23 protein-coding genes are annotated in these 26,816 nt (G+C 66.2%); 13 read left to right on the top strand and 10 right to left on the bottom strand.

The window, feature by feature from the left end; genetic code table 11:
• Nucleotides 1-98 precede the first annotated feature (98 nt).
• The 6 genes from KY501_RS35250 to KY501_RS35275 form a co-directional block, all read right to left on the bottom strand.
• A complete protein-coding gene (locus KY501_RS35250; RefSeq protein ID WP_224368115.1) occupies nt 99-731 on the bottom strand; it encodes a glutathione S-transferase family protein in 633 nt (210 codons plus the stop codon).
• Nucleotides 732-892: 161 nt separating this feature from the next.
• On the bottom strand, nt 893-2,518 hold the full coding sequence (locus KY501_RS35255; RefSeq protein WP_224368117.1) for an NHL repeat-containing protein: 1,626 nt from the start codon (nt 2,516-2,518) through the stop codon (nt 893-895).
• 87 nt (nt 2,519-2,605) lie between these two features.
• Nucleotides 2,606-4,000, bottom strand: coding sequence for a hypothetical protein (locus KY501_RS35260; RefSeq protein ID WP_224368119.1), 1,395 nt, complete (start codon nt 3,998-4,000; stop codon nt 2,606-2,608).
• Nucleotides 4,001-4,210: 210 nt separating this feature from the next.
• Nucleotides 4,211-4,492, bottom strand: coding sequence for a hypothetical protein (locus KY501_RS35265; RefSeq protein WP_224368121.1), 282 nt, complete (start codon nt 4,490-4,492; stop codon nt 4,211-4,213).
• Between the two features lie 167 nt (nt 4,493-4,659).
• Nucleotides 4,660-5,949 (bottom strand): Zn-dependent hydrolase, encoded by a 1,290-nt coding sequence (locus KY501_RS35270; protein ID WP_224368122.1) that lies wholly within the window; start codon nt 5,947-5,949, stop codon nt 4,660-4,662.
• Nucleotides 5,950-6,009: 60 nt separating this feature from the next.
• Nucleotides 6,010-6,684, bottom strand: coding sequence for a hypothetical protein (locus tag KY501_RS35275; RefSeq protein ID WP_224368124.1), 675 nt, complete (start codon nt 6,682-6,684; stop codon nt 6,010-6,012).
• Between the two features lie 442 nt (nt 6,685-7,126).
• Between KY501_RS35275 and KY501_RS35280 the strand changes: the two genes are divergently transcribed.
• The 4 genes from KY501_RS35280 (at nt 7,127) to KY501_RS35295 (ending at nt 11,058) form a co-directional block, all read left to right on the top strand.
• Complete coding sequence (locus tag KY501_RS35280) at nt 7,127-8,911, top strand: ATP-binding protein (RefSeq protein ID WP_224368126.1); 1,785 nt, start codon at nt 7,127-7,129, stop codon at nt 8,909-8,911.
• Between the two features lie 127 nt (nt 8,912-9,038).
• A complete protein-coding gene (locus KY501_RS35285) occupies nt 9,039-9,332 on the top strand; it encodes a mersacidin/lichenicidin family type 2 lantibiotic (protein ID WP_224368127.1) in 294 nt (97 codons plus the stop codon).
• 60 nt (nt 9,333-9,392) lie between these two features.
• Nucleotides 9,393-10,319 (top strand): ABC transporter ATP-binding protein, encoded by a 927-nt coding sequence (locus KY501_RS35290; protein ID WP_224368129.1) that lies wholly within the window; start codon nt 9,393-9,395, stop codon nt 10,317-10,319.
• A complete protein-coding gene (locus KY501_RS35295; RefSeq protein WP_224368131.1) occupies nt 10,306-11,058 on the top strand; it encodes an ABC transporter permease subunit in 753 nt (250 codons plus the stop codon). The genes KY501_RS35290 and KY501_RS35295 overlap by 14 nt, the downstream gene beginning before the upstream one ends.
• Nucleotides 11,059-11,067: 9 nt before the next feature.
• Here the strand turns inward: KY501_RS35295 and KY501_RS35300 are convergent, their stop codons facing one another.
• Both KY501_RS35300 and KY501_RS35305 read right to left on the bottom strand, forming a co-directional pair.
• The gene (locus KY501_RS35300; RefSeq protein ID WP_224368133.1) at nt 11,068-11,781 is read right to left on the bottom strand and encodes a GNAT family N-acetyltransferase; all 714 of its coding nucleotides are present in this window, start codon (nt 11,779-11,781) and stop codon (nt 11,068-11,070) included.
• A gap of 99 nt (nt 11,782-11,880) precedes the next feature.
• The gene (locus KY501_RS35305; RefSeq protein ID WP_224368135.1) at nt 11,881-12,393 is read right to left on the bottom strand and encodes a hypothetical protein; all 513 of its coding nucleotides are present in this window, start codon (nt 12,391-12,393) and stop codon (nt 11,881-11,883) included.
• A gap of 216 nt (nt 12,394-12,609) precedes the next feature.
• Here KY501_RS35305 and KY501_RS35310 point away from each other — a divergent pair, with 216 nt between their 5' ends.
• The 9 genes from KY501_RS35310 (at nt 12,610) to KY501_RS35350 (ending at nt 25,350) form a co-directional block, all read left to right on the top strand.
• Nucleotides 12,610-13,407: a DUF5131 family protein gene (locus tag KY501_RS35310; protein WP_224368136.1), complete on the top strand. Its 798-nt coding sequence runs from the start codon at nt 12,610-12,612 to the stop codon at nt 13,405-13,407.
• 11 nt (nt 13,408-13,418) lie between these two features.
• Nucleotides 13,419-14,594 carry a three-Cys-motif partner protein TcmP gene (tcmP, locus tag KY501_RS35315; RefSeq protein WP_224368137.1) on the top strand — a complete coding sequence of 392 codons (1,176 nt, stop codon included), beginning with the start codon at nt 13,419-13,421 and terminating at the stop codon, nt 14,592-14,594.
• A 74-nt stretch (nt 14,595-14,668) separates the two neighbouring features.
• Nucleotides 14,669-15,820, top strand: a complete 1,152-nt coding sequence (locus tag KY501_RS35320) for a hypothetical protein (RefSeq protein WP_224368138.1) — start codon at nt 14,669-14,671, stop codon at nt 15,818-15,820.
• Nucleotides 15,821-15,844: 24 nt separating this feature from the next.
• Complete coding sequence (locus tag KY501_RS35325; protein ID WP_224368139.1) at nt 15,845-16,870, top strand: alpha-hydroxy acid oxidase; 1,026 nt, start codon at nt 15,845-15,847, stop codon at nt 16,868-16,870.
• 207 nt (nt 16,871-17,077) lie between these two features.
• The gene (locus tag KY501_RS35330; RefSeq protein WP_224368140.1) at nt 17,078-20,209 is read left to right on the top strand and encodes a SusC/RagA family TonB-linked outer membrane protein; all 3,132 of its coding nucleotides are present in this window, start codon (nt 17,078-17,080) and stop codon (nt 20,207-20,209) included.
• Between the two features lie 16 nt (nt 20,210-20,225).
• Complete coding sequence (locus KY501_RS35335) at nt 20,226-21,596, top strand: RagB/SusD family nutrient uptake outer membrane protein (RefSeq protein WP_224368141.1); 1,371 nt, start codon at nt 20,226-20,228, stop codon at nt 21,594-21,596.
• Between the two features lie 176 nt (nt 21,597-21,772).
• A complete protein-coding gene (locus KY501_RS35340; RefSeq protein ID WP_224368143.1) occupies nt 21,773-23,839 on the top strand; it encodes a M20/M25/M40 family metallo-hydrolase in 2,067 nt (688 codons plus the stop codon).
• A 204-nt stretch (nt 23,840-24,043) separates the two neighbouring features.
• A complete protein-coding gene (locus KY501_RS35345) occupies nt 24,044-24,601 on the top strand; it encodes a hypothetical protein (protein WP_224368145.1) in 558 nt (185 codons plus the stop codon).
• A complete protein-coding gene (locus KY501_RS35350) occupies nt 24,598-25,350 on the top strand; it encodes a hypothetical protein (protein ID WP_224368147.1) in 753 nt (250 codons plus the stop codon). The genes KY501_RS35345 and KY501_RS35350 overlap by 4 nt, the downstream gene beginning before the upstream one ends.
• A gap of 50 nt (nt 25,351-25,400) precedes the next feature.
• Here the strand turns inward: KY501_RS35350 and KY501_RS35355 are convergent, their stop codons facing one another.
• The gene (locus tag KY501_RS35355) at nt 25,401-25,820 is read right to left on the bottom strand and encodes a hypothetical protein (protein WP_224368149.1); all 420 of its coding nucleotides are present in this window, start codon (nt 25,818-25,820) and stop codon (nt 25,401-25,403) included.
• Nucleotides 25,821-25,901: 81 nt separating this feature from the next.
• Entirely contained in the window at nt 25,902-26,564 is a 663-nt protein-coding gene (locus KY501_RS35360; protein ID WP_224368151.1) for a hypothetical protein, read from the bottom strand.
• Nucleotides 26,565-26,816 lie beyond the last annotated feature (252 nt).

A 26,816-nucleotide genomic window follows, 5' to 3' on the forward strand; every position in this document is an offset into this window, starting at 1 on the left:
GATGGGTACCCACAAAGTTTCGCCAAGGGTTCAATTCCCGCCGCCTCCATCCCCTCGCCCTCGATGGCCTGGAGGCTCCTCCAATGGCAGCACTCTCGTCAGGTCCAGTCGCTCAGCCCTTCGCGGGCATAGACTTCCTTGAACGCCGGTCGCGCCTTCATCAGCGCCGCGTGTTTCGCCAACGCTGGCCACGTATGCGCTGGCTTCGGCATGTTGCGCGACCAGCGCATCAGCATGGTGAGCATGAAATCAGCGGCACTGAGCTTCTCGCCAAGCAGGTAAGGCCCCTTCGCTGCCAGGTGCGTGTCCACGCGCTGCCAGGCGGTCTCAATCCGCTCTCGCGCCATGGCCTTACTCGCTTCGCTGTTGGCTTCGCCAGCCGGTTCGGTGGGATAGAACCAGGCGCGATAGGCCGGCTGCAGCGTGTTGGCCATGAAAAAGAACCATTGGTAGTAGTGTGCACGCTGCAGCGTACCGGGCGGCGGCGCCAGACTGGCCGCTGGATAGGCATCGGCGAGATGCATGGCGATGGCGGGCGATTCCAGGATGACCTGGCCATCGATCACCAGCGCCGGCACCACGCCAGCCGGATTGATCGCCAGGTACTCCGGCGCCTTGTGCTCGCGCTTGTCGAGATCGAGGCTGCGCAGCGTGTGCGGGATACCCAGCTCGATCAACAACCAGTGCACCACCATGCTGGCGGTGCTGGGCGAATAATAGAGTTCGATCATGTGACTCTCCGGGCAATCAAGCTAATGGAGACGAGGATGCCTGCCCAGAGGCTGGAAGCCTCGATGAGGCCTCCCTGGGTCCATGATGGAGGCGTTCGTAACACCTCAGCCCCCGGTGCTTTCCGCTCGGCCCGCTGCACGCGCCGACGCTCAAACCCGCCTCAAGGCCAGAAGCGGGCCAGCGCGAAGTCGTGGTTGGAGTCGCTGGCCGAGCCGGCGAGCAGGATGCGCACCACGGGCACCCGCTCGTCCGCCTGGAGCGCCACCGCGCGGGCCGTGTCGTCCTTGATCCCCGAAGCGAGCGGCGTCACCACCTTGCCTCCCGTGCCGAAGCCGGAGTCGAGCACGCCCGTGGACTCATAGCGCAGCAGGGCGAAGTCCCCGCTCGAGCCGCTGCCCGTATACATCCATCCACCGACCACGAGCTTCCCATCCGCCTGGATGACCAGGGCGGTGGCCTCGTCCCAGTTGGTGGTGCTCACCTGGGTGATGACCTTGCCGCCGGTGCCGAAGCCCGTGTCCAGGGTGCCGGCGTCGCTCAGGCGCACCAGCGCGAAGTCGTGATTGGAGTGGCCAGCCACCACGAGCTTCCCATCGGAGGTGACGGCCACAGCCCGCGCCGAGCCGATGCTGGTGGTGAAGAGCCCGTTGATCTTCCCGCCCGTACCGAAGCCCGTGTCCAGCGCCCCGGCCGGGGTGTAGCGGGCCAGGATGAAGTCGCCATCACCTCCCGCGGCGACGATGCGCGCCTCGCTCCCCACCGTCTCCAGGGCGAGCGAGAAGATGGTGTCCCGGCCGGCGGCCGACTTGATGGAGGTGGTCACCTTGCCACCGGTGCCGAAGCCGGTGTCCAGGCTCCCATTGCTGTTGTAGCGGGCCAGGGCGAAGTCCAGGCCGGTCGCCCCGGCATCCGTGTCTCCGCCGAGGAGGATCTTTCCGTCGGACTGGAGGAGGAGCGCGTAGGCCGAATCCGCCCCATTGCCGAAGGCGGTGGTCACCTTGCCCCCATTACCGAAGCTCGTGTCCAGGCTGCCGTCGGCGTTGTAGCGCACCAGCGCGAAGTCGATTCCGCTCGCGCCGCCATCCGCAGTGCCCGCGACGAGGATCTTCCCGTCCGTCTGCAGCGCCACCGCGAAAGCCTGGCTGTTGGGAGTCCCCACCGCGGTGGTCACCTTGCCGCCGGTGCCGAAGCCCGTGTCCAGGCTGCCATCGCGGGAGTAGCGCACCACCGCGAAGGTGGTGCCCTGCGAGGCGGCGGTGCGGCCAACCAGGAGGATCTTCCCATCGGGCTGCACGGCAATGCCCTCAGCGTAGTCCTCGCCCGCGCCCACCGGGGTGATCACCGGGCCCGTCACGAGGCTGGTGTCGAGCGAGCCGGGCGGGCCACGAACCGTCACGGTGAGCTGCTTGCTCGCCGTCTTGTCACCCGAGGTGCCCTTCACCGTGACGGTGGTGGGCAGAGAGTGGGGTGCCGTGGCCGCCGCGGCGAGCTGGATCGTGGCGGAGGTGGCGCTGCTGGCGATCGAGGCTGGCGTCACACTCACGCCGCTGGGCAGGTCGGCGAGTGTCAGGTCCACTGCCCCGTCGAAGCCGGTCTCCCGCGTGACGGTCGCGGTGACCGTCACGTTCGAGCCCTGGAGGATGGGGGTCTTGTCCGTCGAGAGCGCCAGAGTGAAGCCAGGGGTCTCGGAGGGAGGGGGCGGAGTCGTGGGCTCGTCGGAGGAGCAGGCGGCCAGCAGCGCCAGGGCCGCGCTCCAGAGCCATCGTCGAAGGGGCTGGGGATTCATGGTTCATCTCCTTGGCAATGAGGAGGCGACTTTCCCCCCGGAGTGCTCCCCGAGCCAAGGCCTATGTCAGCGCGGAAGCCTCGGGTGCTACTGGAACGTCACCTTTCCGTCCCGCTGGTAGCAGACGTGCGGCGTTCCATCCGTGGGGCGGATGGCGATACTGGGCCGCGTTCCATCCTGAATCGTGCCCCATTGGGTGAACGTCCAGAAACCCTGCGCATCTGTCGTGGCGAGCTCCAGCGTCGTCCCCTGGCGCTGGGCGAAGTAGGGCTTGCCCCCGCTATAAGCCAGGTCGTTGGCGATGTTCGCCACGACGTAGGTCCCCTGGGAGATGCGCGTGGTGCTGGTGGACAGCGGCGAGCCCAGCGTCACGTCGTAGAAGCCGGCCCACCAGCCATTGGTCACAGCCCCGTTGGGAAGCAACAGCAGATGCTGGTCCGGCGTCAGCGCCAGGGACTGCCACCCAGAGATGCCACTCAGGGCGTAGGTCTCCACCGTGGTGCCCTTGATGGCAGTGACCGTCCCGCCCCTGAGCATGTACAGCGTTCCTGCCGCGTCGAAGACGGCCTTGCTCGCCATCGTCCCCGTGGTGACCTGGGAGGTGCTCCACGCGTTGCTCCCCGTCCGCGTCGCGACCCGCACGCCCGACGACGACGGCAACGAGTCGCTATAGATGATGGTGGGCCTCAGGTCCTGGGTGGGATTGAGCGCGATGGACAGACGGACGGAGTCGCCGGTGCGGCTCGTCGGATCGACGATCTCCCGAGTCCAGATGCCGTTGACGCGCGTGGCGTAGCTGACACGCAAGACCTCCGTGCCGCGCCCCGGGGGGCCATCCCCCTTGAGGTAGGCGACGTGTGGCGTGCCCGTGGCCGGGTCCACCGCGAGGAAGGGGTTGTAGGTGAACTGACCGTCGTTGTTGAAGCCGGAGCCGTCGATCTGCTCCGTCGTCCACGACGAGCCATCCCATTGGCCGTACCACAGGCTATGGCGCGTATCGTTGTAGTAGACGACGTGCCCCTTGCCCGCGTTGTCGAAGGCGAGCTGACAGAAGCCACCCGTGACATCCGGGCTCGGGTCGATGGCGGGGTTCGTGGCGAGGTTCGGAGAGGCCACCACGTTGAAGTGGAACTCCCCCTCTGCCTTCTTCCCCGACGCCGTCTCGACCGCGACGGACAAGGAGGCCAACCCCTCCGAGGGCAGCGTCCAGGTCACCTGCTCCGCGTCGGGCTCGATGGCGCCCCTGGTGGCGCTCCAGCGCACCGACGTGAAGACCTCATCCGCGGCGGTGACCTTGAAGCGCTCGGCCGCGCCCCCGACGAAGAGCCCGTTACTCCCCTCCCGCTCGATGAGCAGCGCCAGCGCACCAGGCTCATGCGAGGCAATGACCTGGGTGGGCCCGGCCTCTCCGCCACAGGCCGCGAGCAGGCTCAGCGCCCCCAACAACAGCGTCCGCGAGACAGCATTCCTCCACAGCGTCACGATGGTTCCCCTTGATGAAATCGGCGAGTCAGCCTCGCCGTCCCATCAACGGGCGGACTTCAAAAACGGTCTACCGCGATGCAGATGCAATTCCAGAATCAAAAACACCATCCTCGGGAACCCATCAGGGAACTCAGGCGTCCCACCCCGCGGAGGCCGTGCCCCATCCGTATCCCCTCTGACTCGAGGTGGCTTACCCCCGAGTAGCCTTCACCACTCCGCGGCACCCGGTGGCGCTCGCCTGTTCTCGAACGTGAGGCCGCGCAGGTCCGCCACCTCGTGCAGATGATGGACATCCACGGTCTTGTCCTTGCGCTGAGGCTCCAGCCGGTAGAGGCGTCCCTCGCGAGCGAAGAGGAGATCGCCGTTCGAGTCCCAGTCGGCCCAGTCGAGGCGGCCCAGCGGAACCTCCTCCTCCCGCTTCACGTCGATCAGGTCGTACTCCATCACGTACCAGGGACCCTCGCGCTCGTGCAGGCCCAGGATGCGCATCTGAAGCTCGAAGTCCTTGGCTCGGATACTTCGCCGCAAAGTAGACGAGCTTATCCCCCGAGGGCGAGAGATCGCACCGGCGCACGTGCCAGGAGCACGAAGAGGCGAACGGACGAGGGCTTGAGTGCGGGTCCTTTGGGAGCTGCCTCGCGCGCGGCGCTCATACGCTACCCTCGCTTGCGCCGGGGCTCGGCCTTCCGCGCGAGGTGCTCCACGGTCTGCTCGACTGTCGAGAGGAACGCACGCACCGACTTGTCGAGCGCCGGCTCCGGCGTGTCCTCGATACGGGTATGCGAGATGCCCGGTGAGGACTGCGCGAAGACCATCGCCGTCGGCACGATGTCCGCCATCTCCGCCGCGTCGTGCAGCGGACCCGACGGAATCTCCGGCGCATGGCCGGTGACGCCCTTGACTGCCTTTCGCACGAAGCCGGTAAGCGTCTCGTCGAAGATGCGCGGGGTGATCTTGAGAATCGGGCTCCACTCGACCTTGACGTGGAACTCCTTCGCCGCGGCGAGCGACGCCTTCTTCGCCCCCGCCAGCAGCTTTGCCAGCACTTTCGCGTCGAGCGCACGCATGTCGATGGAGATCTCCGTGCGACCCGGCACCGCGGTGACGAAGTTCGGCTCGACCTTCACCACGCCACAGGTCGCCACCACACGCGTGCGCGGCGTCTTGCCGGAGAGCTTCGTCGCGAGTTCCTGCGCCGCGAGCGCGAACCGGGCACCCGCGAGGAACGCGTCCCGGCGCAGGTGCAGCGGCGCGGCGCCCGAGTGGGCGGCCTGCCCGATGAACTTCAGATGGTGGCGCTCGACACCCATCGTCCCGAGGACCACGCCGACCGGGCGCTTCATCTCCTGCAGCACAGGACCCTGCTCGATGTGCAGCTCGAGGTAGGCCTCGGCTCGCAGCTCGTCGAAGTATTTCCGCGCGGTCTTCATTCCTTCGAGGGTGATGCCGTTCTCGTTCAACGCGTCGGGGAGCTTCACACCGGCGCGGTCCACCAGGTGCCCGAGCTCTTTGTGCGGATCGAGCGAGCCCGCGGACGCGGCGGACCCGGCGAGGCTGCGGCCAAATCGCGCACCCTCTTCGTCGGCCCAATCGACGAGGTGGATCGTCACTGGCGGGCGCTGGCCCTTCGCGGCGTAGACGCGGAGCACCTCGAGACCCGAGAGCACGCCGAGGCAGCCGTCCAGCCACCCGCCACCGGGCACCGAGTCGAGGTGGCTGCCGATGACGATGCTCCGCTCGGAGTCTCCGGGGAGCGTGGTCCAGAGGTTACCCGCGCCGTCCCGGCGCACGGAGAGGGAGAGCTCGTTCTGCAGCTTTCCCGCGAACCACTCGCGCGCCTTGCGCCAGACCGGGCCCCAGGCGACGCGCTGGGCACCGCGCTCGTCGGAGGTGAGCTTCTCGAGTTCCTTGAGATCGGAGATCACACGCTTCGAAGAAGGGTTCATGGCCCACTTCATAGCGCGGAGGCGAGGTGGAGAGGAGCCAGTGAGTTGCAGCCCCCCGGCTCAGTAGATGATGAGCGAAGGCGCCTGCGGCCGGGTGAAGAAGCCAGGGAAGGTCGCGGAGAAGGAGGTGGCCCGGGGCGAACTCCCGTCGTACGGCGTGCTCCAATAGCCTCCCACGCCTTGAACCGTCCAGACGTCGATATGGTTGCCCGACAGCGTCCCCTCCACCACCAGCGTGGCGTGGTTCACGATGGTGAGCCGCCCCACTTTGAGCGAGCCCCAGCCGCCCGCCGTGCCCGTCGGGAGTGATGCGCCCCCGAACATCTTCACATGCCTCACGACGGCCAGGGTCCTGGGATCCAGCTGCACCGCATGGCCATTGCTGAGCGTCCCGATACTCCCGTAGCTGGCCTCTTCCGAATAGCCCACCACGAGCCCCGCGTCATTCGCCGCGATGGCGATCGCCGGCACGGTTTCCGACTCTCCGAGGACGACGCTCGCCAGCGTCGCCCTGGCTGCGCCGGAAGCCTCCGCCGCAACGCGAGCGGAGATCCGGTACACGGTCTTCGGATACGGCTCGTACCTCATGCACTGCGTGACGCGAATCGCGTAGTCACAGCCCGCCCAGGACGCATGAACCTCGCTGACGACAGGGGGCGCACTCCCAGGCTCCTCCCACCCTGACGAGTCCAGAGCCGCAATGATTCCCCGGGCAAGCTTTCCCATCCACCGCATGGTTGGAGCCTCCTGGTGATGTCTCTCGTGCAGATGCGGCGAATGCATGCCGGCCACTCCTCTCGGAACCCCCGTGCCTGGAGCATCCCTCATGCCAGCCGGCCGTCCCGTGCCTCCGGCTCGCACTGCCTCCACGAGAGCCTCGGCTCCCGGCAAGAAGTTGCCGGGAGGGGGGTGCCCGCTGGCAAGAACTTGCCTCCAGGGTCTCGCGCCCAGGGCTTCGATGTAGGCCTGGTCGCCCTGCGGGGAGCCAGTCGTCTCGCTCCGTATCACTCGCCCTCATGTTTCACGGAAGACGCCTCGTGCCAAAGTCTCGGGGGGAGTTCCCCACCCTGTGTCATACTTCCGGCGCTGGGACCGCTCATGCCGCGAGCCCGGACAAGCGTTGGATTTTCTCTTCTTTTGTAGCGTGTGGACCGGCCGGCCTGCCGGGGAGTGAATCATGAAGGCATCCCCCCCCTCTTCTCCCGCGGAAGGGGAGCGTCCTGCTCCCGGGGCTTCGAGTGATTCCGCGGCGGTAGCCCAGGCGCTGGTGGCCAGCAACCGGCTGTTGCAGGCGCTCACCCAGGTGCAGACAGCCTTCATCCAGGGTCACCCGGTTCCACACCTCTTCGACACGCTGCTGTCGATCCTGCTGGAGCTGACGGGCAGCGAGTACGGCTTCATCGGCGAGGTGCTGCGCACCGCGGAGGGCAAGCCCTACCTGCGCACCCACGCCATCACCAACATCGCCTGGACGCCGGAGCTGCGGGAGTTCTACGCGCGCGAGGCGCCGCGAGGCATGGAGTTCACCAACCTGAAGACGCTGTTCGGCCAGGTGATGGTCACGGGCCAGCCCGTGGTCGCCAACACCCCGGCCGTGGACCCCCGCCGTGGGGGCCTGCCACAGGGCCACCCTCCGCTGAACGCGTTCCTGGGGCTGCCCTTCCACTCCAGTGAGGAGATGGTGGGCATGGTGGGGGTGGCCAACCGCGCCGGCGGTTATGACGAGGCCATCATCACCTTCCTCGAGCCCTTCCTGGCCACCTGCTGCTCGCTGCTGCTGGGGCTGCGCAACGAGCGGAGGCGCCACACCGCGGAGGCGGAGGTGCGGCGCTCCGAGGCCAGCTTCCGGGTGCTCATCGAGCAGTCTCCAGACGCGATCCTCATCCACCGCGGGGGTCGGATCGTCTTCGCCAACTCCACTGCCGTCACCCTGCTGGGGCGGGAGCACCCGGAGGAGCTGCTGGAGCAGCCGCTGGGAGTGCTGGTGCTGACCGGTCACGAAACGGCCCTCACCGAGCCCTCCAGCGCCAGTGCTCCGCGCGAAGTGCGCTTCCGCCATGCGAGTGGCCGGCAGGTGCTGGCCGAGGTGGTGACCGTCTTCCTGGAGTTCAAGGGGGAGCCGGCCATCGTGTGCCTGGCCCGGGACATCACCGAGCGCCGGATGGTGCAGGCGCGGCTGCTGAGCACCGAGCGCCTGGCCTCGCTGGGCACCCTGGCCGCCGGGGTGGCACACGAGATCAACACGCCACTGAGCTACCTGCTGAGCAACCTGAACTACGTCCAGGAGGAGTTCCAGGCCCTGAGCCAGTCCGGCGCCAGCATCGTGGACGAGCATGCACAGGAGCTCCACGACGCGTTGGCGGAGGCACTCTCCGGCAGCCATCGCGTTCGGGACATCGTCCGCAACCTGAAGCTCTTCTCGCGAGTGGACAATGATCAGCGAGGGCCCGTGGACATCCACGCCCTGCTCGACTCGTGCGTGAAGATGGCGTGGAGCGAAATCAAACACCGCGCGCGGCTGGTAAAGGAGTACGGGCCAGTGCCCTCCATCGAGAGCAACGAGTCGCAGCTGGGGCAGGTGTTCCTCAACCTGCTGATCAACGCCGCGCAGGCCATTCCAGAGGATGCCGGAGAGTCCGCGGAGATCCGCCTGAGCACCTGGCACGAGAAGGAGACGGTGGTGGTGGCGGTGCAGGATACCGGAGTGGGGATTCCAGAGGAGAACCTGGTCCGGCTGTTCGATCCGTTCTTCACCACCAAGCCCGTGGGAGTAGGCACGGGGCTGGGCCTGTCCATCTGCCACGGCATCGTCGCGGCTCAGGGCGGGCGCATCACCGTGAGCAGCCAGCCCGGCCAGGGGAGCACCTTCCAGGTGTATCTACCCACTCCCCGTGTGCCTCCAGCGGACTCGACGCACCGCGAGTCCGTTCAGGACACCAGCTCCTCCTCACTGTCCGGATAGAGAGGTAAGGGCTCGGCGTGGATGGAAGCCCTGCCAGGCGGGCTGCTCCTGCCCATCACAGATGACTCGCGCGCACTCCTTCTGTGTGGGCTCTCCCCCGAGCAGCACTCACCGCAGGAGCATCACCATGAACTCAGAGCTCATCATTCGTGCCTGGAAGGACCCGGAGTTCCGCGCGAGCCTCAGCGTCGCGCAACGCCAGGAACTCCCCGAGTGTCCCTCCGGCAAACCGCTCACCGAACTCGAGGATGAGGATCTGGTGGATGTGGTCGGCGGCCTGATCATCCGCCCGACGCCAACCGCTCGCCCCACCCTCTTCCTCTGCTGCACCACCACACGGGGGAGCGCATACGACGCCTGCCCCAGTGCCCTGTTCTGCCCGACTCCGCCCATCTTCGACCTCGCCGATCCCGTGGTCTGATCCAACAGCCCCACCGCCTACGGGTTTGAGCTTGCACCGTTTCCCGGATATCTCCGGGGTATGGAGAACCCGGCCGCCCCACCGCTGGAAGTCATCCACGTGATCAAGGACTACCCGGGAAAGGTCCGGGCGTTGGACCGCGTGAGCTTCCGCATCGCTCCGGGGGAGCGCGCATGCCTGCTCGGACCCAATGGCGCGGGGAAGACCACGCTGATCCGGCTCCTCACCGGGGCGCTCAGTCCTTCGGATGGGCAGGTCCGGCTCTTCGGCCTCACGCTGGAGGACAAGGCCTTCCTCGATGCCCGCCGCCGCGTGGGCATCGTCCCCCAGCTCCCGGGCATGTACCGAGACGTGGTCGTGGGCGACTACCTCCAGTTGGTCCGCGAGCTCTACGGGCGGGGTGACATCGCCGAGGTGGTGGAGACCTTCGGGCTGGGTCCCTACACCCGCCGGCCCATGGCGGAGCTGTCCGGTGGAACTCAGCGCCGGCTGTCGCTCGCGGCCGCGCTGCTGGGCTCCCCGGAGGTGCTTCTGCTGGACGAGCCCACCGTGGGGTTGGATCCCGTCTCCATGAGAGACGTACACGCCTTCCTACGGCGCATCATGCCCGGCCGCACGGTGCTGCTGTGCACCCACAACCTCGCCGAGGCCGAAGCCCTGTGCGAGAGCGCCATCATCCTCCGCCAGGGCCGGGTGGTGCTCCACGAGCGCATCTCCGATCTGCGCCAGAAGGTCCCCTCCATGCTGTCGATGCGCGCGGCCCAGGGCCCCGAACGGCTGCTCGCGGCGCTCTCGGAGCTGGGCACTCCCGGGCGCCGGGAGGAGGAGGCCGTACTCATCCCCGTGCCGGAGCCCACCATCCAGGCCCCGGAGCTGCTGCGCCGGCTGCTGGCCCTGGGCGTGGACGTCTACGAGTGCCGCGTCGTCACCCCCAGCCTCGAGCAGCTCTTCCTCGACATCGTCGGAGCCCCCCATGCTCGCGCGTGAGGTCCGGCTGCTCTTCCGCAAGGAGCTGAGCCAGCTGTTGCGCAACCGAGGGGCCATGCTCTCGGCGCTCTTCCTGCCGCTGCTGATGATCCTCCTCATGCCGCTGGCGCAGATCTTCAGCATGAGTTCGGCCCACCCGAGGGATCTGCACCTGCCACCCGAGGTCCCGCTTCCACCCGGGCTGGCCGAGCTGCGCAGTGATCCGCGCGCCTTCCTCTGGTTCATCATGACGCCGCTCATCGCGACGGGCTGCCTGCTCTGTCCGGCGGTGACGGCGAGCTACATCTTCCTCGCCGAGCGCGAGTCCCGCACGCTGGAGCTGCTGGTGGCGCTGCCCGTCCGGGTGGGGCAGATCCTACAGGCCAAGCTGCTGGCCATCCTCGTACTCGCCATCCCCGTGTGCCTGGGGTTCTACGGCGTGAATGCCGGGCTCCTGTTGACGCGCGGGCTGGGCTCTCCCAGCTACGTGCTCATGCTGGGGGTGATGTTGCTGTGCGCTCTGGCGTGCTCCACGAGCACGGCACTGCTTGTGAGCCTGCTGGCTCGGGACTTCCGCTCGGCCAGCAACCTGAACGGGCTGGTGCTCGGCCCCCTCATCCTGGGCAGCTTCACCCTCATGGCTGCGATGCCGGGCCCCACCCTCGCGGCCGGAGTGCTCGCACTCCTCTATACGGCGGTCGCCGTAGGCACCACGCTGCTCGCGATGCGCGTGGTCACCTTCGAGCGGCTGCTGCGGTGAGCCGCCAACTCAGTGCCCGGCGTCGGCGGGCGCGTAGAACCCGAAGCGCGTCACGTCCCGGTAGCCCATGCGCAGGTAGACGGGACGCCCGGCATCCGTGGCGTGCAACACCGTCCGCTCCAGGCCCCACCAGCGGCGGGCATCCTCGAGCCCCTGGCGGATGACGGCCTCGGCGTAGCCACGCCGACGGTGCGACTCGAGCGTGGCCACGTACGCCACATAGGCAATGCCTTCGACCCGGATGACGGCCGCCACCGACACGGCCTTGCCCTCCACGAAGCCCACGTAGCCCCGGCTGTCTCCGCGAAACAGGCTGGCTCCGGTGGACTGACGCGCCACCTCCAGCGACGAGGCATAGGAGAGCGCGTTGACGTCCGCGATGTGGCGGGCACCTTCCTCATCGGTGACATGGTGGATGTCGATAGACGGCAGCGGCCGGGTGGGCTCCACGAGGTGCTCGGCCACCATGCCCGTGGTGGTCATGGCCCGCTTGAGCCCCTGTGCCTGCAGCACGGCGTCCGCCTTCGGGCGCAGCCCCGGGGACAACCAGTCCTCGCCCGCGACGTACATCCACGCGAGCTTGCGCGGCGTGAAGTACTGGCGGGCGGCGGCCACGGAGCGCTCCAGCGCGGCCTCGGTCTCGACGGGCGCACGGAGGAAGGCCAGGTTCATGATGTTCCAGGGCACGTTCGAGCAGGCGATGAACGCCTCAGGAGTGTCCACTACCTCTCCGCTCGGGCTGTGGACGGCGTAGTGGCGCCAGGCACCTTGGAACTGGGCGTTGGACTCTTGGATGTCGGAGGTCAGAGGGTCCTGGGCCTTTCACTCACGGTTCAGGTACGCCGAGTGACAGGAGACACACGTCTCCACGAGGCGGCCGTAGCTCTCGGCGAGCGCCTTGTCGTCCTTCTTCTCGGCCGCGGCGGCGACGGCCTGGGCACGCGCGCGGGACTCATCCTGGAGGACGAAGAAGCGCTCGGGGAGCAGGGCATTCAGGTCGTCCTCACCTCCCACGATGGGACGGACGAGCCGGGGCTCGGAGGCAATGCGCTGCGCGGCGGCCTTGGCCGCGTCGTACTGGAGCAGCGTCACGCCGAACATGAGATCCCTCGCGTCCTGTGCATGGCGCTCCATCTTCTTGCGCAGGAGCGGACGCGCCGCCTCGGGAATGTAATCCGGCGTGCGCAGGCTGGGAGTCCGCACCTCGCTGGCCTTGGCCTTGGCCGGCGCGGTGCTCTTCGGATTGGCAGGCTCCTCGGCGGAGGCGTGGAAGATGAAGCTCGCGGAAAGGAACCCCACGAGCACGACAGGCATGCTGGATCGAGAGAGTTTCATTCGGTGTCCTTGCTGCACTGAGTCTACATGGCCGAAAGGAGGCTGCTGCTGGCCTCTCGGGCAGGGCTCGGCATGGAAAACGTTCGCGCGCTCTCGCAATTTCAGGAGGATGCAGCGAACTCTTCTCCGCGCTCTTGCAACGGGTCACTCGCGCTACCCTACAGGTCAGACCCTGCTTTAAACTGAACCTGCTTTCAGTCCTACCCATCAACGCCCATGTCTTCTTCCTCAAAGATCGAGTGGACCGACGCGACCTGGAACCCCGTACGGGGCTGCACGAAGCTCAGCCCCGGCTGCAAGCACTGCTACGCGGAGACCTTCGCCGAGCGATTCCGCGGCGTGCCGGGGCATCCCTTCGAGCACGGCTTTGATCTCCGGTTGGTACCCGAGAAGCTCGCCGAGCCACTCCGCTGGGGTTCATCGAAGCGCATCTTCGTGAACTCCATGAGCGATCTGTTCCATCGGGACATCCCCGACGATTACATCGTCTCGGTTGCCCGAGTCATGCTCCTCGCTCGATGGCATACCTTCCAGGTACTGACCAAGCGTTCCGAGCGGATGCGCGATCTGCTCACGACGAAGCTCCGATTCGCCGCCGACTGCGAACACATCTGGTGGGGCGTGAGCGTCGAGGACAAACGATATGGACTACCACGCATCGAGCACCTCCAAGCAGCTCCTGCACAGGTACGCTTCCTGTCCATCGAACCTTTGCTGGAAGACCTGGGGGCATTCGAGCTGGGAGGAATCCACTGGGTCATCGTTGGTGGAGAGAGCGGAGCCCGGGCGAGACCCATGGCGGACTCATGGGTTCTCTCCATCCGCGACCAGTGCAAGCGCGCTCGGGTGCCTTTTTTCTTCAAGCAATGGGGAGGAGTCCACAAGAGCCGAACCGGGCGGGAACTCGCTGGTCGAACCTATGACGAGTTTCCTCCCGCGCATCCTTCTCCCACCATGGCCCGTCAGCAACGGCTCGAAGCGCTCGAGAGATTCGAGCAGACACTCATGAGATAGAGGCTTCATCGATGGACGATCACTCGCAAAGGGGGGCCCTCTATGAGGGACGCGAGCAGACGCTGGTCAAACACTTCATCCTGCGGAAGTACCTTGAGCGCTTCGCGTACAAAGTAGGAAGCAAGTGGACGAGCATCACGTATGTGGACTGCTTCTCCGGCCCATGGAATCTGAAGTCCGAGAAGTTGGAGGATAGCTCCTTCGCCATCGCTCTGGTTGAGCTGCGCAAAGCCCGCGCGACCCTCAAGAAGCGAGGCCGCGATTTACAGATCCGCTGCTTCTTCATTGAAAGGAACCGCAAGGCCTTCGCCCGCCTTGAGGAATTTGCCCACTCCACCCAAGATGCCTTGGTCGTTCCCAGAAACAGCACCTTGGAGGACTCGATCCCGAGCATCCTCGAATTCGTCCATCAAGGTGGCTCAGACTCGTTCCCCTTCATCTTCATTGATCCCACGGGGTGGACGGGCTTCGCGATGGACACGATCCGGCCATTGCTTCAACTGCGTCCGGGCGAAGTGCTCATCAACTTCATGACCGGTCACATCGAACGGTTCGTGACGCTGGAGGAAACCCGAGAGTCGTTCCAGGCGCTCTTCGGCTCGGGAGACTTCCTCGATGAACTCCGAGGAAAGCAGGCACAAGACCGCCAGGATGCCGCCATCGGCTTTTACATGCGAAGCCTGCAAAAAGCTGGCGACTTCAAATACGTCTGCTGCGCCATGGTCCTCCATCCCGAAAGAGCTCGAACCCACTTCCACCTCATCTACGCCACTCGAAACCCCGCTGGAGTCGAGGTCTTCAAGGAAATTGAGCGGCTTGCAATGGCAGCGATGGAGAAAGCTCGAGCGGAGGCTCAGCAGCGAAAGCGCGAGCGCGCTTCGGGACAGGATGAGCTCTTCACAAGCGAAGTGCTCCACGACTCCACCCATTATGAGTCTCTGCGGGAGCGGTACCTAAGCCTCTGCAGGGAGTTCACACGTACCTGGCTCAAGAAGCAGAAGCGGGCACGATACGATGATGCTTGGGCTCGTGTGTTGAGGGCGCCAATGGTGTGGGAGCAGGACCTGCGGAAGTGGCTCAAGACCTGGGAGGCTGAAGGTCTACTGGAAATCGAAGGACGTCCCCCTGGAACGCGCGTCCTCAACCGCGAACAAGGCATCCAGCTCGTCTGGAAGGGGCAGGGCTAGTAACGAGTGCCTCCGGGATCAGCCCGTGTCAGCCCTCCTCGGTACGCTTCGCGCGTTGCTGAAGGATGGAGACCATGGCCCCACTTCCGGACGTGCTCCCGCTCGCCGACGTGCCCGCATTCGTGGAGTTCTTTCTGCGCGAGTTCGGTGAGTCCTCTTCCCTGCGAAACGTTTCCATGCACTCCAGGTCCGAGCGCTCTTCCTCTGTGCCCCCCATGGAGTGGGAAGTCTCCACCTGGAGGCTGCACGGCTGGGAAGTTCGCCTGTTCCGCCCCCTCGCTCCCAGCACCGAGCCTCGGCTCCACGTGAAGTCCCCCGATGGCTGGTCCCTGCGCTGCTCCGGCATGAAGCTCGGGCTCACCTCCTTCCGCACCGACGCCGAGAGCGAGACCTGGACCCTCATCGAGGAGATCATCCAGAAGTTCTGGTCCCCTGAGCTGGAGTGGTGCTGGCCCCCCACCGTGCCCAAGAAGTGGCGCAAGTTCTCCAGCCGCAGGCCCACCGTCAGCATCGTCCGCCATGCCAACATCGTCCCGGGTGTCGAGGTGCTGCTCACGGGCCTCGCTCCCCACCCGTTCTCCTTCGCCCTGAGTGTCTCGGGTGAGGGGCGGCCATTGCCCGTCACCTTCCTGGGCCCTGTTCCTCTCCGCGCCCTAAGCTCCTCGGAGCGGTGGCTCTGTGAACTGCAACCCGGTGCCCCCCTGCCCCGGCTCGCCGACGTGTACCCGGGCGCACTCGACACCCCCTACCAACCCCTCCCCGATGCTCCGAAACGGGATCGGCTCCTGGACGAGGGTGACGTTCATGGTCTGCTCGTGGCCCGCCGAGGCGGGCCCGGACGGGAACTCTATGAGGTCCATCGCTCGCGCGCGGATCTCGTCCGGGAGTGCCGCTTCGAGCTGGGGCCCGCCGAACAGATGGCCGTGCTCCCACCGGAAGACTCCACGGTGTGGACCGTCGAGTGGGCTGTCAACGGCCACTACAACTATCTGGCCGGCCACCCTGGCAGCAGTTCCTGCGTCTTCGCACGCTCCCTTCCCCCCGCCCCAGGAGCCGTCCGCACCTATGAGCTGATCCTCCATGGACTCTCGGAGACCTCGGCCAGGGAATGGCTGGAGCGACTGGCCCACGCGGGACTCACGCTCCGCTCGCGACAGCCCCTCCGCATCCACCCTCCCTCCCGGCTCGAGGAGGAAGAGCGCCCCGCGAAACGCGCTTCCGCCTGACGGAGCTGTGCCAAGCTCGGGGACATGACGCCCTATGCCGTGCTCGAAGAGCGGGCCCGAGCCGTGCTCCCCCAGGCCGTGTTCGACTACTACGCTGGTGGCGCTGGAGACCATGAGACGCTCTCCGCCAACACTCGAGCCTGGAGCGCGGTGAGGCTGCGCCCCCACATCCTCCGCGACGTCAGCCGCGTGGACACAGCCACTACCGTGCTCGGCACCCGCGTGGCGGCTCCCGTGCTCGTGGCGCCTACCGCCTTCCACCGGCTGGCCCACCCCACAGGCGAACTCGCCACCGCCGAGGGCACCGCCGCCGCCGGCAGCCTGCTCGTGCTCTCCACCCGCGCATCCACCCGCATCGAGTCCGTTGCCGCAGTGGCCGGCCCGTGGTGGTTCCAGGTCTACGTGCTCCGCGACCGCGCCCTCACCCGGGAGCTCGTCCAGCGAGCCTCGGCGGCGGGGGCTCGGGCACTGGTGCTCACGGGGGACACCCCGTATGTGGGACGCAAGCGCCGCGATCGGAGCAGCCTCGCCATCCCGGACGAGGACTTCCGCGTCAACCTCGAGCGGCTCACGGACGTCTCCCTGGCCGAGCAGGCCCCGGACGTCACCTTCGATGACATCGGCTGGCTGAAGGAGCACTCCGGACTGCCCGTGCTGGTGAAGGGCGTACTGCGCGCGGACGACGCCGTGCGCTGCGTGGAGGCGGGGGCCGCAGGGGTGGTCGTCTCCAACCATGGCGGCCGGCAGCTCGATGGCGCGGTGGCCTCCGCCGAGGCCCTACCCGAGGTGGTGCAGGCCCTCGCCGGACGAGGCGAAGTCCTGGTGGACGGAGGCGTGCGCAGCGGCCAAGACGTGATGCGTGCCCTGGCGCTCGGGGCCCGAGCCGTCCTCGTGGGTCGGCCCATCCTCTGGGGGCTCGCCACCGAGGGCGCCACGGGAGTTCAGCGCGTCCTCGCGGAGCTCCAAGAGGACACCGCGCACGTGATGGCGCTGGCGGGAGCCTCCTCCGTGGCCGAGGTGACGGCGGACCTGCTCGCCGCTCCGCGCTGAACCACGCCACCCCGGAATCCCTGAAGAACCTTCGGCCTCCCAACGATCCCACTTGAGTGGTCTCTCCCCCGGACCACCGTGGAGGGTGGTTTTTTCGGTCCAGGAACATTGACTCCGCGCGTCTTATCCACGGACGATTCAATCCTGAACGCTCCAACCTTCCGGGGGAGCGTTCGACCATCCAATCCGTGACGAGGTAGACACCGAATGATGAGACGGGTGTTGATTTCGGGGTGCGCTCTCGCGCTCCTCGCATCCGAAGCCCAGGCTCAGGACTCGAGTGCACCGGCTCAGGCCCCGCAGACGCCTGCCGCCACCGCGCCCGCCCCTGAGGCTCCCGCCGCCGCGGCGCCCACCGAGGCCGCTCCCCCCCCGCCCACCACGTCCGAGGCGCCAGCGTCTCCGGCCACCCCGCCGCCGCCCGCCGCGGCCACCGGCAAGGCCGCCCCCGGCATGCGCATGCTCCGCGGCCGGACGTATGACAAGACGTCCGGTGAGGCCGTCCCCCTGGTGCGCGTCATCATCAAGGGCACCACGAAGGGCGTGGAGACGGACCTCAAGGGTTACTTCACCCTGGAGATTCCCCAGGAGGCGGTGGTCCTCGACATCTCCAGCCAGGATTACAAGCAGCGCGACGTGCTGGTGCCCCCCACCCAGCAGAGCGTCAACGTCCCCCTGGAGCCCAGCTTTACCGAGGAGATGGTCGTCGTCGGCCGCGCCTCCGAGGTGGCCCGTAAGAACCTGGCCAACTCCGTGGCCACCGTGAAGGCCGACGAAGTCACCCGAGCTCCCGCCGCCACGGTGGATCAGGCGCTCCAAGGCAAGGTTGCCGGCGCCAACATCCAGTCCAACTCCGGCGCCCCGGGCGGCGGTCTCCAGCTGCGCATGCGCGGCGTGTCCACCATCTACGGCCAGTCCGCGCCGCTGTACGTGATTGACGGCGTGCTCGTCAGCGACGTGGCGGTGGCCTCGGGCGTGTTCGCGGTGACCAAGTCCACCGGTGGCTCCAACCCGGACCCCACCCAGGACAACCAGGTCAACCGCATCGCGGACCTCAACCCCAACGACATCGAGAGCATCGAAATCCTCAAGGGTGCCTCCGCCGCCGCCATCTACGGCTCCAAGGCCAGCAACGGCGTCGTCATCATCAACACCAAGCGGGGCCGCGCCGGGCAGGAGCCGCGCGTGGACGTCTCGCAGCGCTTCGGCGTCTACTCGCTGTCCAACAAGCTGGGCACGCGCACGTTCTCCAAGGACGAGACGTACGCCTACAACAGGAACCTGGCCGTCGCGCTCTTCGGCGAGAACGGGGAGAACTGGACGGGCAAGACGTACGACCACGAGCAGCAGCTGGCCGGCCGGCATGATTTGTCCACGGAGACGGTGGCCAGCGTGAGCGGCGCCTCCGGCGACACGCGCTACTTCGGCTCGGCCCAGATCAAGAACGACGAGGGCATCATCGCCAACACCGGCTACGAGAAGCAGTCCTTCCGCCTCAACCTGGGGCAGAAGTTCGGCGAGCTGGTGGACGTGAACGCCTCGGCCAACGTCGTTCACTCGCTCGGCCAGCGCGGCATCACGAACAACGACAACACGGGCATCACCTACTACATGGCGCTCACGCCCACGCCCAGCTTCTTGAACCTGGAGCCGGACACGAAGGGCGTCTTCCCGAAGAACGTCTACGCCAGCAACGGCTCCAACCCGCTGCAGACGGCCGCGCTGATGAAGAACGACGAGGACGTGTGGCGCGTCATCGCCTCCACGGACCTCACCGTCAACGCGTACAAGGATGCGGACAGCGAGCTGCGCTTCCTGGGTAACTTCGGCCTGGATCGCTTCCAGCAGGAGAACACCCTGTTCTTCCCGCCCGAGCTGTACTTCGAGTCGTCCGCGGACGGCACGCTGGGCACCTCGCTCTACGGCACCACGCAGTCGCGCAACCTGAACGGCGGCCTCAACGCGGTGTACACCTACCGCCCGCAGGGCGCGGGCCTGAGCTCCAACACCTCCGCGGGTATGCAGCTCGAGGAGCGCTCGCTGGACTCGGTGTACATCGTGAGCCAGAAGCTGTCGGCCGGTCAGCCCAACGTGGACGTGGGCAGCAACGTCAACCTGCGGCAGGCCCTGCAGCTGGTGCGCGACCGCGGCTACTACGTCCAGGAGGAGTTCATCACGCTGGAGGAGCGGCTCACGCTCATCGGCGCGCTGCGCGGCGAGCAGAGCAGCAACAACGGAGACCCGAACAAGCTGTACTTCTACCCGAAGCTGGCCACCGCCTACCGCATCCCCTCGTTCCACCCGGCGGTGGATGAGTTCAAGGTGCGCCTGGCCTACGGCGAGACGGGCAACCAGCCACTCTACGGCCAGAAGTTCACCGAGCTGTCGGCGAAGAACAACATCGACGGCAACTCGGGCCTCATCAGCACCGCCGTCGCGGGCGACAAGAACATCAGGCCCGAGCGGCAGCGCGAGGTGGAGCTGGGCCTGGACGCCACCTTCTTCGATGGCGACCTGCTGACGGAGTTCACCGTCTACCAGCGCAGCATCAGCGATCTGCTCCTCAGGTCCGTGCCGGCGCCCTCGACGGGCTACGGCACGCACTACATCAACGGCGGCGCGCTGCGGAACCGCGGCGTGGAGCTGATGCTCCAGGTCAAGCCCGTCTCCAACGAGCAGTTCGAGTGGACGTCCAACACCACCTTCGCCCTCAACCGCAGCAAGGTGACGGATCTGCCGGTGACGTCCTTCCTCGCGGGCGGTTTCGGCACCAGCCTGGGCGCCTTCCGCATCCAGAAGGGCCAGTCCGCCACGCAGATCGTCGGCAACGCGCTGGATGCCAACGGCAACATCGTGGAGAAGAAGCTGGGCGACACGGAGCCGGACTTCCGCGTGGGCTTCTCCAACACCTTCCGCTACAACGCCTTCAGCCTCTCGTTCCTCGTGGACTGGCAGCAGGGCAGCGACATCATCAACCTGACGCGCCTGCTCTTCGACGCCACGGCCAACTCGCCGGACTGGAACTCGGGCGGCAAGGAGCGGTTCGACTCCTGGAACCGGGACGGCAGCATCGAGGCCTACATCGAGGACGCCACCTTCGTGAAGCTGCGCGAGGTGACGTTCAGCTACCAACTGCCGGACTCCTTCGTGCACCGCATCCCCAAGGTGAAGTCTGCGCGGCTGAGCGTCAGCGGCCGCAACCTGCTCACCTTCACCAGTTACTCGGGCCTGGATCCGGAGGTCAGCAACTTCGGCAACCAGCCCATCGCCCGCAACATCGACGTAGGCCCCTTCCCGCCCAGCCGCAGCTTCTGGACGTCCATCGATGTGGGGTTCTAACGCCATGAGGACTCGAATGATGAAGAAGCAGGTGCTCGTGGCGCTGTGCGCCACCACCCTGGGCCTCGGGGCTTGCAGCCTCCAGGTCGAGGATCTCAACAACCCCGCCCAGGATGCGTTCGAGCAGACGCCCACGCCGAGCGCCATCTACGCGGCCTCGACGGGGCTGCTCATCGGCAACCGCGCGGGAATCAGCGCCCAGACTGGCTACATCTCCCAGCTGGGCATCCTCGGTCGCGAGTCGTTCACCCTGGATCCGGCGGACCCGCGCTACGTCAGCGAGATGCTGAAGGGCCCGCTGGATTCCGGCAGCCCTGCCTTCGGTGGCAGCAACTGGGCCAACCCGTATACCAACATCCGCAACACCAACACGCTGCTGATTGCGCTCCAGAACGTGAACGGCATGTCGGACACCGAGAAGGAGGCCATCCAGGGTTTCGCCAAGACGATCCAGGCGCTGGACTTCCTGATCATCATCAACACCCGTGAGACGGCGCCCATCAACGTGGGTGGGGGCATCAATGATCCGCTGGGGCCCATCGAGAGCAGAGAGGCGGTCTTCGACCATATCGTCCAGCTGCTCGACGAGGCGAAGGAGCACCTGAAGAAGGGCGGAGACGCGTTCCCCTTCCCTCTCAGCAACGGCTACGTGGACTTCGACAATCCGAAGATCGACATGACGCCGGCCAACTTCATACGCGTCAACCGGGCCCTCCTGGCGCGGGTGCAGGTGTACCGCAACCACTTCAGCGAGGCCCTGACGGCGCTGCAGGAGTCCTTCCTGGACACCACGAAGCCGCTGACGCTGGGGGTGTACCACTCCTTCGGCACGGGACCTGGAGACCTGACCAACGGCCTCAGGAACAACAAGCTCTACGCCAACAAGGCGATCGTCACTGACGCCGACCGCAAAGCGGACGGTACGACGATCGATGATCGGGTGACCCGCAAGACGAAGCCGCTGGATGAAGCGGTGGTCATCTTCAAGGACGAGGCGGCCGGTATCACGGTGACGACGGACCTGGCCTTCGCTCTGTATGAGAACCAGGACACGCCGGTGCCCGTGATCCGCAACGAGGAGCTCATCCTCCTGCGGGCCGAGGCGAACATCGGACTGGGCGCCCCCGCCAACATCACCGCCGCGGCGGACGACATCAACTTCATCCGCACCACCTCGGGCGGGCTGGCGCCGCGCACGGACCTGGATTCCACCAACATCCTGGACGAGCTGCTCAAGCAGAAGCGCTACTCCCTGCTGTTCGAGGGCGGACACCGGTGGATTGACATGCGCCACTACAACAGGCTGGACCAGCTGGTCCCGGTGTTGGGAGTAGACGTACCTGAGTACTTCCCCATCCCGAAGTTCGAGACGGACGCGCGCCTGTAGCTCGTAGCGCGGCGGTCCTCCTCGGGGCCCCCACCGCACCGCGCCACGCGGTCCGGTGTGGGGCCCTTCTCTTTCCTGGCCTCCCGCCCGAGCGGAGCGCATGGCCCGCGCGCTAGAGTGCCGACGGCCTCTCGGGTTGCCCGAGACAGAGGTCTCTCATCACTGAAGGAGCAATCATGGCTATGAAGCATCTGGCGCCCGCGGCGCTGTGGCTCTGGGGCGCTGCCCCGGTGCTGGCGCACGCTGCGACGCCCGTCCCCGCCATCGCGCAGCAGGCGGCCGTGGACCGCGAGCAATGGATCACCCTCGGAGCGGACACCCTGGAGCCGGTGCTGGAGGCGCTGCGCGGCGCGGGCTGGCAGGAGCCCCCCTCACCGCTGGTGGAGAAGAACGGCGTGGTGGCGCTGAAGGTGAGCGAGTCCCTGCTGCCGGTCATCGGCCGGGTGATGCACGAGCGGTACAACCGGTGTGCCGGCTTCATTGCCCATGACTCGGAGCAGGAGGCGACGCAGGCGCAGGAGAAGGCGGGCACCCAGGTGCCGGTGAAGAACCTGGTCACCTATACGATCGACAACGCGGCCACGGTGGGCGTGCTACTGGGCGAGATGCAGGAGTCGAACGTCCGCAGCACCATCACCACGCTGTCGAACTTCAACAACCGCTACTACACGGCATCGACAGGTGTGGAGGCGGCCAACTGGCTGAAGTCCCACTGGGAGAGCCTGGCGGTGGCGATGGGACGCTCGGACGTGACGGTGTCGCTGTTCCCGCACCCGAACTGGAGCCAGCCGTCCGTCATCCTGAGCATCCCGGGCACCACGCTGCCCAACGAGGTGGTGGTGCTGGGCGGCCACCTGGACTCCATCAACGGGAGCAGCCCGAGCAGCGGCCGGGCGCCGGGCGCGGATGACGATGCGTCGGGGATTGCGTCGCTCACGGAGGTGATCCGGGTGGCGATGCAGACGGGCTACCGGCCGGCGCGCACGGTGCGGTTCATGGGCTACGCGGCCGAGGAGGTGGGGCTGAAGGGCTCCAAGGAGATCGCCGAGTCGTACAAGTCGAGTGCGGTGAACGTGGTGGGAGTGCTGCAGTTGGACATGACGAACTACCATGGCTCGAGCGTGGACTTCGGCGTGCTGACGGACCACGTGAACGCGGCGCAGACGGCGTTCGTGACGAACCTGATCGACACGTACACGATTGGGACGTGGGCGAGCACGGCGTGCGGCTATGGGTGCTCGGACCACGTGTCGTGGACGGACAACGGCTTTGCGTCCTCGCTGCCGTTCGAGGCGTTGATGAACCAGGACAACCCGACCATCCACACGACGGAGGACACGCTGGCTCAGAGTGGGGGCACGGCGACGCACGCGGTGAAGTTCTCGAAGCTTGCGGGGGCGTTCATGGCGGAGCTGGCCAAGGGCGAGGTTGCGGGGGCCGCAGGGGATAACACGCCGCCGATGGCGCTCATCACTGCGCCGGCGGTGGGGGCGACGGTGACGGGGACGGCGACGATCACGGCCAACGCGGCGGACGACGTGGCGGTGAAGCGGGTGGAGTTCTGGGTGAACGGGGTGCTGAAGGGCACGGACACGTCGGCGCCGTACAGCTACGCGTGGGACACGGTGGCAGGGGGCAATGGCAGCCGCTCGTTGGTGGTGAAGGCCTACGACGCGGCGGGCAACGTGGGCACGAGCTCGAGCGTCCCGGTGACAGTGAGCAACGCGAGCACGACGGCGACGTATGACACGGCGTTGAAGGCACCGAAGTGCGGCAGCGCGAATGCGGTGTGCGACTCGGGAGTGCTGCTCAACGGGCGGGCGAACCTGGGGCCGGAGCCGAACAAGGCGAACACGATCAACGGCTCGTGCTCGGACGGGGCGACGGGCGTGTACCACTCGGACGAGTCGGTGGATCGGCTCCGGGTGTCCACGGTGGACGGCACGCCGTTCAAGGCCGGCAAGCAGGTGAAGGTGGAGGCCACGGTGTGGGCGTTCTCCACGTACACCTCGGACAGGCTGGAGCTGTACAGCACGGCGACCGCGAACAGTCCGCAGTGGACGCTGTTGAGCACGATGACGCCGACGAAGTCGGGAGCGCAGATCCTGTCGACGACGTTCACGCTGCCGGCCGGTGCGCAGCAGGCGGTGCGGGCGCGCTTCCGGTATGGAGGTAGCGCGGGTGCGTGCGGCACGGGCGGGTTCGATGACCACGATGACCTGGTCTTCACCGTGTCGCAGTAGCTGCGTCTGAGCAGAGAGTGGGTGGGAGGTGAGGGCAGTGGCCCATCACCTCCGCTGCATGGGCCTGGGACTTGTTCCCGGGCCCGTTTGTTTTTGGCGGCCCGACTTTGAAGCGAGGGACTCTCCCAAGGTCAAGTCTCCCGGTTTTGACGCGGCTTGGCACGTCGTAGGGGCTTTGTGTGCTGAGTGCTAGCATCCGCAGGAATGCTCCGTCCGCACATACTGGGGTGGTTCCTGCTGCTGTGCATGATGGGCCCACAGTGGGCTCACGGATCGGTGCCAGCCATCACTGCGTCGCAGGTGCAGGGCATCACAGACTCGGCACGAGCGAAGGTGCTGGCGCATCTCGCGCGCGGAGAACTGGCGGAAGCAATCCAGGCCTATGAGGTTGCCACGGGGCTCAAGGCGCCGCTGTGGCTTACCGGGTTCAAGGCCGCCTTTGACGCGAGCAAACAGGCGCCAGGCGCGTGCCAGGGTGTGGCTCGGAGCATCCATGCCGTATTCACCCGGTTGGGTGGCACGCCAGAGTACGTCAAACTCACGACTCGGGTTGCAAACGAGCGGGTCAATTTCGACATCGTTTTTCGACTGGCGAATGGCAAGGACGCACATGTCTCGAACGCGGGGCTCCACGTCCTGGTCCGCATGAATGGCCGTGCCTACGACGCCTATACCGGTGCCGCGGGTCTCCCCTGGGCCGACTATATGAGCCGACTCGGCGCCCTCAAGCCCATTGTCGAGGAGGTCGTGGAGTCGCCATGAGCCAGAAACAATCACTGTCAGCGGCAAAGACTCCACCGACCCTTGTCGAAGCGCTCCTCCAGGTCCGGAGCGACATGCAGACACGCCAGTCACCGCCCTATTTGTATATTGGTATCCCGAACGCGGGACGGCTCAGGTGTTTCACGGGCGGGTACTGGCAGTGTATGTATCACCTCGGCATGGATGAAGGTCAGGACCACCTGTTTGGCCTCTGGCTGCGTGATGTGAAGAAGGCGTGGCCCGCTGAAGGTTGGGCAGAGGCCTACCTGCGGGAGTTTGATGGCGATCACCCCCGCGCGGTCCGCAAGTACCTCGACTACGTGGCCGAGTTCCGCAGCCTGTCCCCCGCGGAACTCGCGGCCATGCCCTTGAACACCGAGGAGCGAAGTCGGCTGGGCAGACCGTCGGCAATGCGGCCCACCCAACCTCCCGTGCCCACCCTGGACGAGTTGCTGGAGATCCGCCGCGTGGGCCGCATCCTCATGTACATCGGCGAGGCGCGCGTGGAGCGCATGGCTGGGTACATCGACGGTTACCGCTTGTGCCTCTCCCTGGCAGGACTGAAGGACGAGGAGTACGTGCGCTTCGAGCGCTGGCTTCAGGACACCGGCCGCGTTCCCCCGGGACATACTTGGGAGGACGCCTTCCTCCAGACAGCCTCCGGCGATCACGAGGCCGCCATCCACCGGCTCCTAGACTGTGCCGCCGAGTTCCGCTCTGGGAATCAGGTCCCCACGGCCCAAGCTTGAAACTAGCAGCCCACCCCACCTGGGCAGGGTTGGCCACGAAAACAAACGGGTCACTGCTTGGCGAGAATGCGCCCCTTACCATCAATGGCGTACTCAGCGCCCGCGTCCAGTTCGATGAACCCGGGCCCGCAATGGGAGAGATCCGGAATGAAGAGAACGAAGAAGAGATCATCGCTGGCCTGGAAGACCGAGACGTTGATGTACTTCCATTGGACCAAGCACTTGCCAGCCGGATACTTCTGGTCCTCAGCCCCGACGCTGGGAGGAAGGTAGTCATCCATGGCTACCTTCAAGGCGGCCATCATGGGCCCCGTCAGCCGGGATCCTCCCTCCAATGAGTTCAAGAACTGAACCTTGGCGCCCTCTTCAGGGGGGGCCCAGATTGGCTTCTCCTGTTTGTAGTACCCAAAGAAAGAGCAGCCCGCCAGCAGACTGGCGCAACAGAGTAGAGAAGGAAGAAGAAGCCTCATGTCGCTTCGCCTCGGTGGGAGGTTGCCAGTAGGCCCTGCGATTGCGATTCGCTTCCGCACTCCTTGCTGTGATACCCCTGCTCAAGGCAGCCAATCCTGGCCTTCGAGCATCTGGATATCCCCCATGTCATTGTAGGCTTTGCCGATAGCGACCCATTTGTCATTGCGCAGAGCATAAACAATTCGCGTTGACTGGTTGTACAGGTAGGTTCTGCATTCGCCGGTCCTCTCGCGGTAGAAAAGCATGAGATGGCGATCCCATATTTGCTCGGTGGTTTTGCCCTTGAAACGAGTGGGATTCCAGTTCGACCAGATGCTCAAGTCAGATCTGGAAAAGCGTCGGTTGTGGGGATGTCCATGAGAACCGCCGACGATGATTGCGTCTCTATGGCCAGGGTCATCCAGCAAATTGGGGAGCGCACAGGTCTTGGTAGTCGTGTCTGGCCTGTTCTTGAAATCGGAGAGGTAGCTGAGGAAGTACGCCTTCTCCCGGGGTGAGTAGTAGTTCAGGGCGCAATACTCAAACCCATATACACCGCTTGACGCGCCGGGTTGACTGGTCACGATTGCACACGCGTTCATGGCCAGTGCCTCCAGCGTTGGGAAGGGGCCCGCCAGTGGCCCCTTTACCTCAATGCTTCCGTCCGGCAGGCGGGTCGCGCGCAGGTTGGGGTTGGGACTCGAGCACGCCAGGATGCTCCCTATAGCACACAGCACCCCAACATCCTGAAGTCTCCAGCCCATGGCCTAGCCTATCCCACTTTGGTCCCCATGACCGTCACATGAAATCTGGGAGGCCGCATGGCTGACCCCGCCCAACCTGCCATGACATTCGACAGCTTCTTACGGCGCTTTGGTTGGGGAGGAGTAGAATCCGGTCGCGGTAGGGACGGCCCTTCGCCTCATCGACTCGGGCCGCCCCCCGCACAGATCCCAGCGTGCGCTGCTAACGCACTGGGCTCTTGCCTCGGATGCTGACGTCAAAGCGCACTGCGG

Origin of the sequence: Hyalangium versicolor, from assembly GCF_020103695.1 — a bacterium.
GTDB lineage: Bacteria > Myxococcota > Myxococcia > Myxococcales > Myxococcaceae > Hyalangium > Hyalangium versicolor.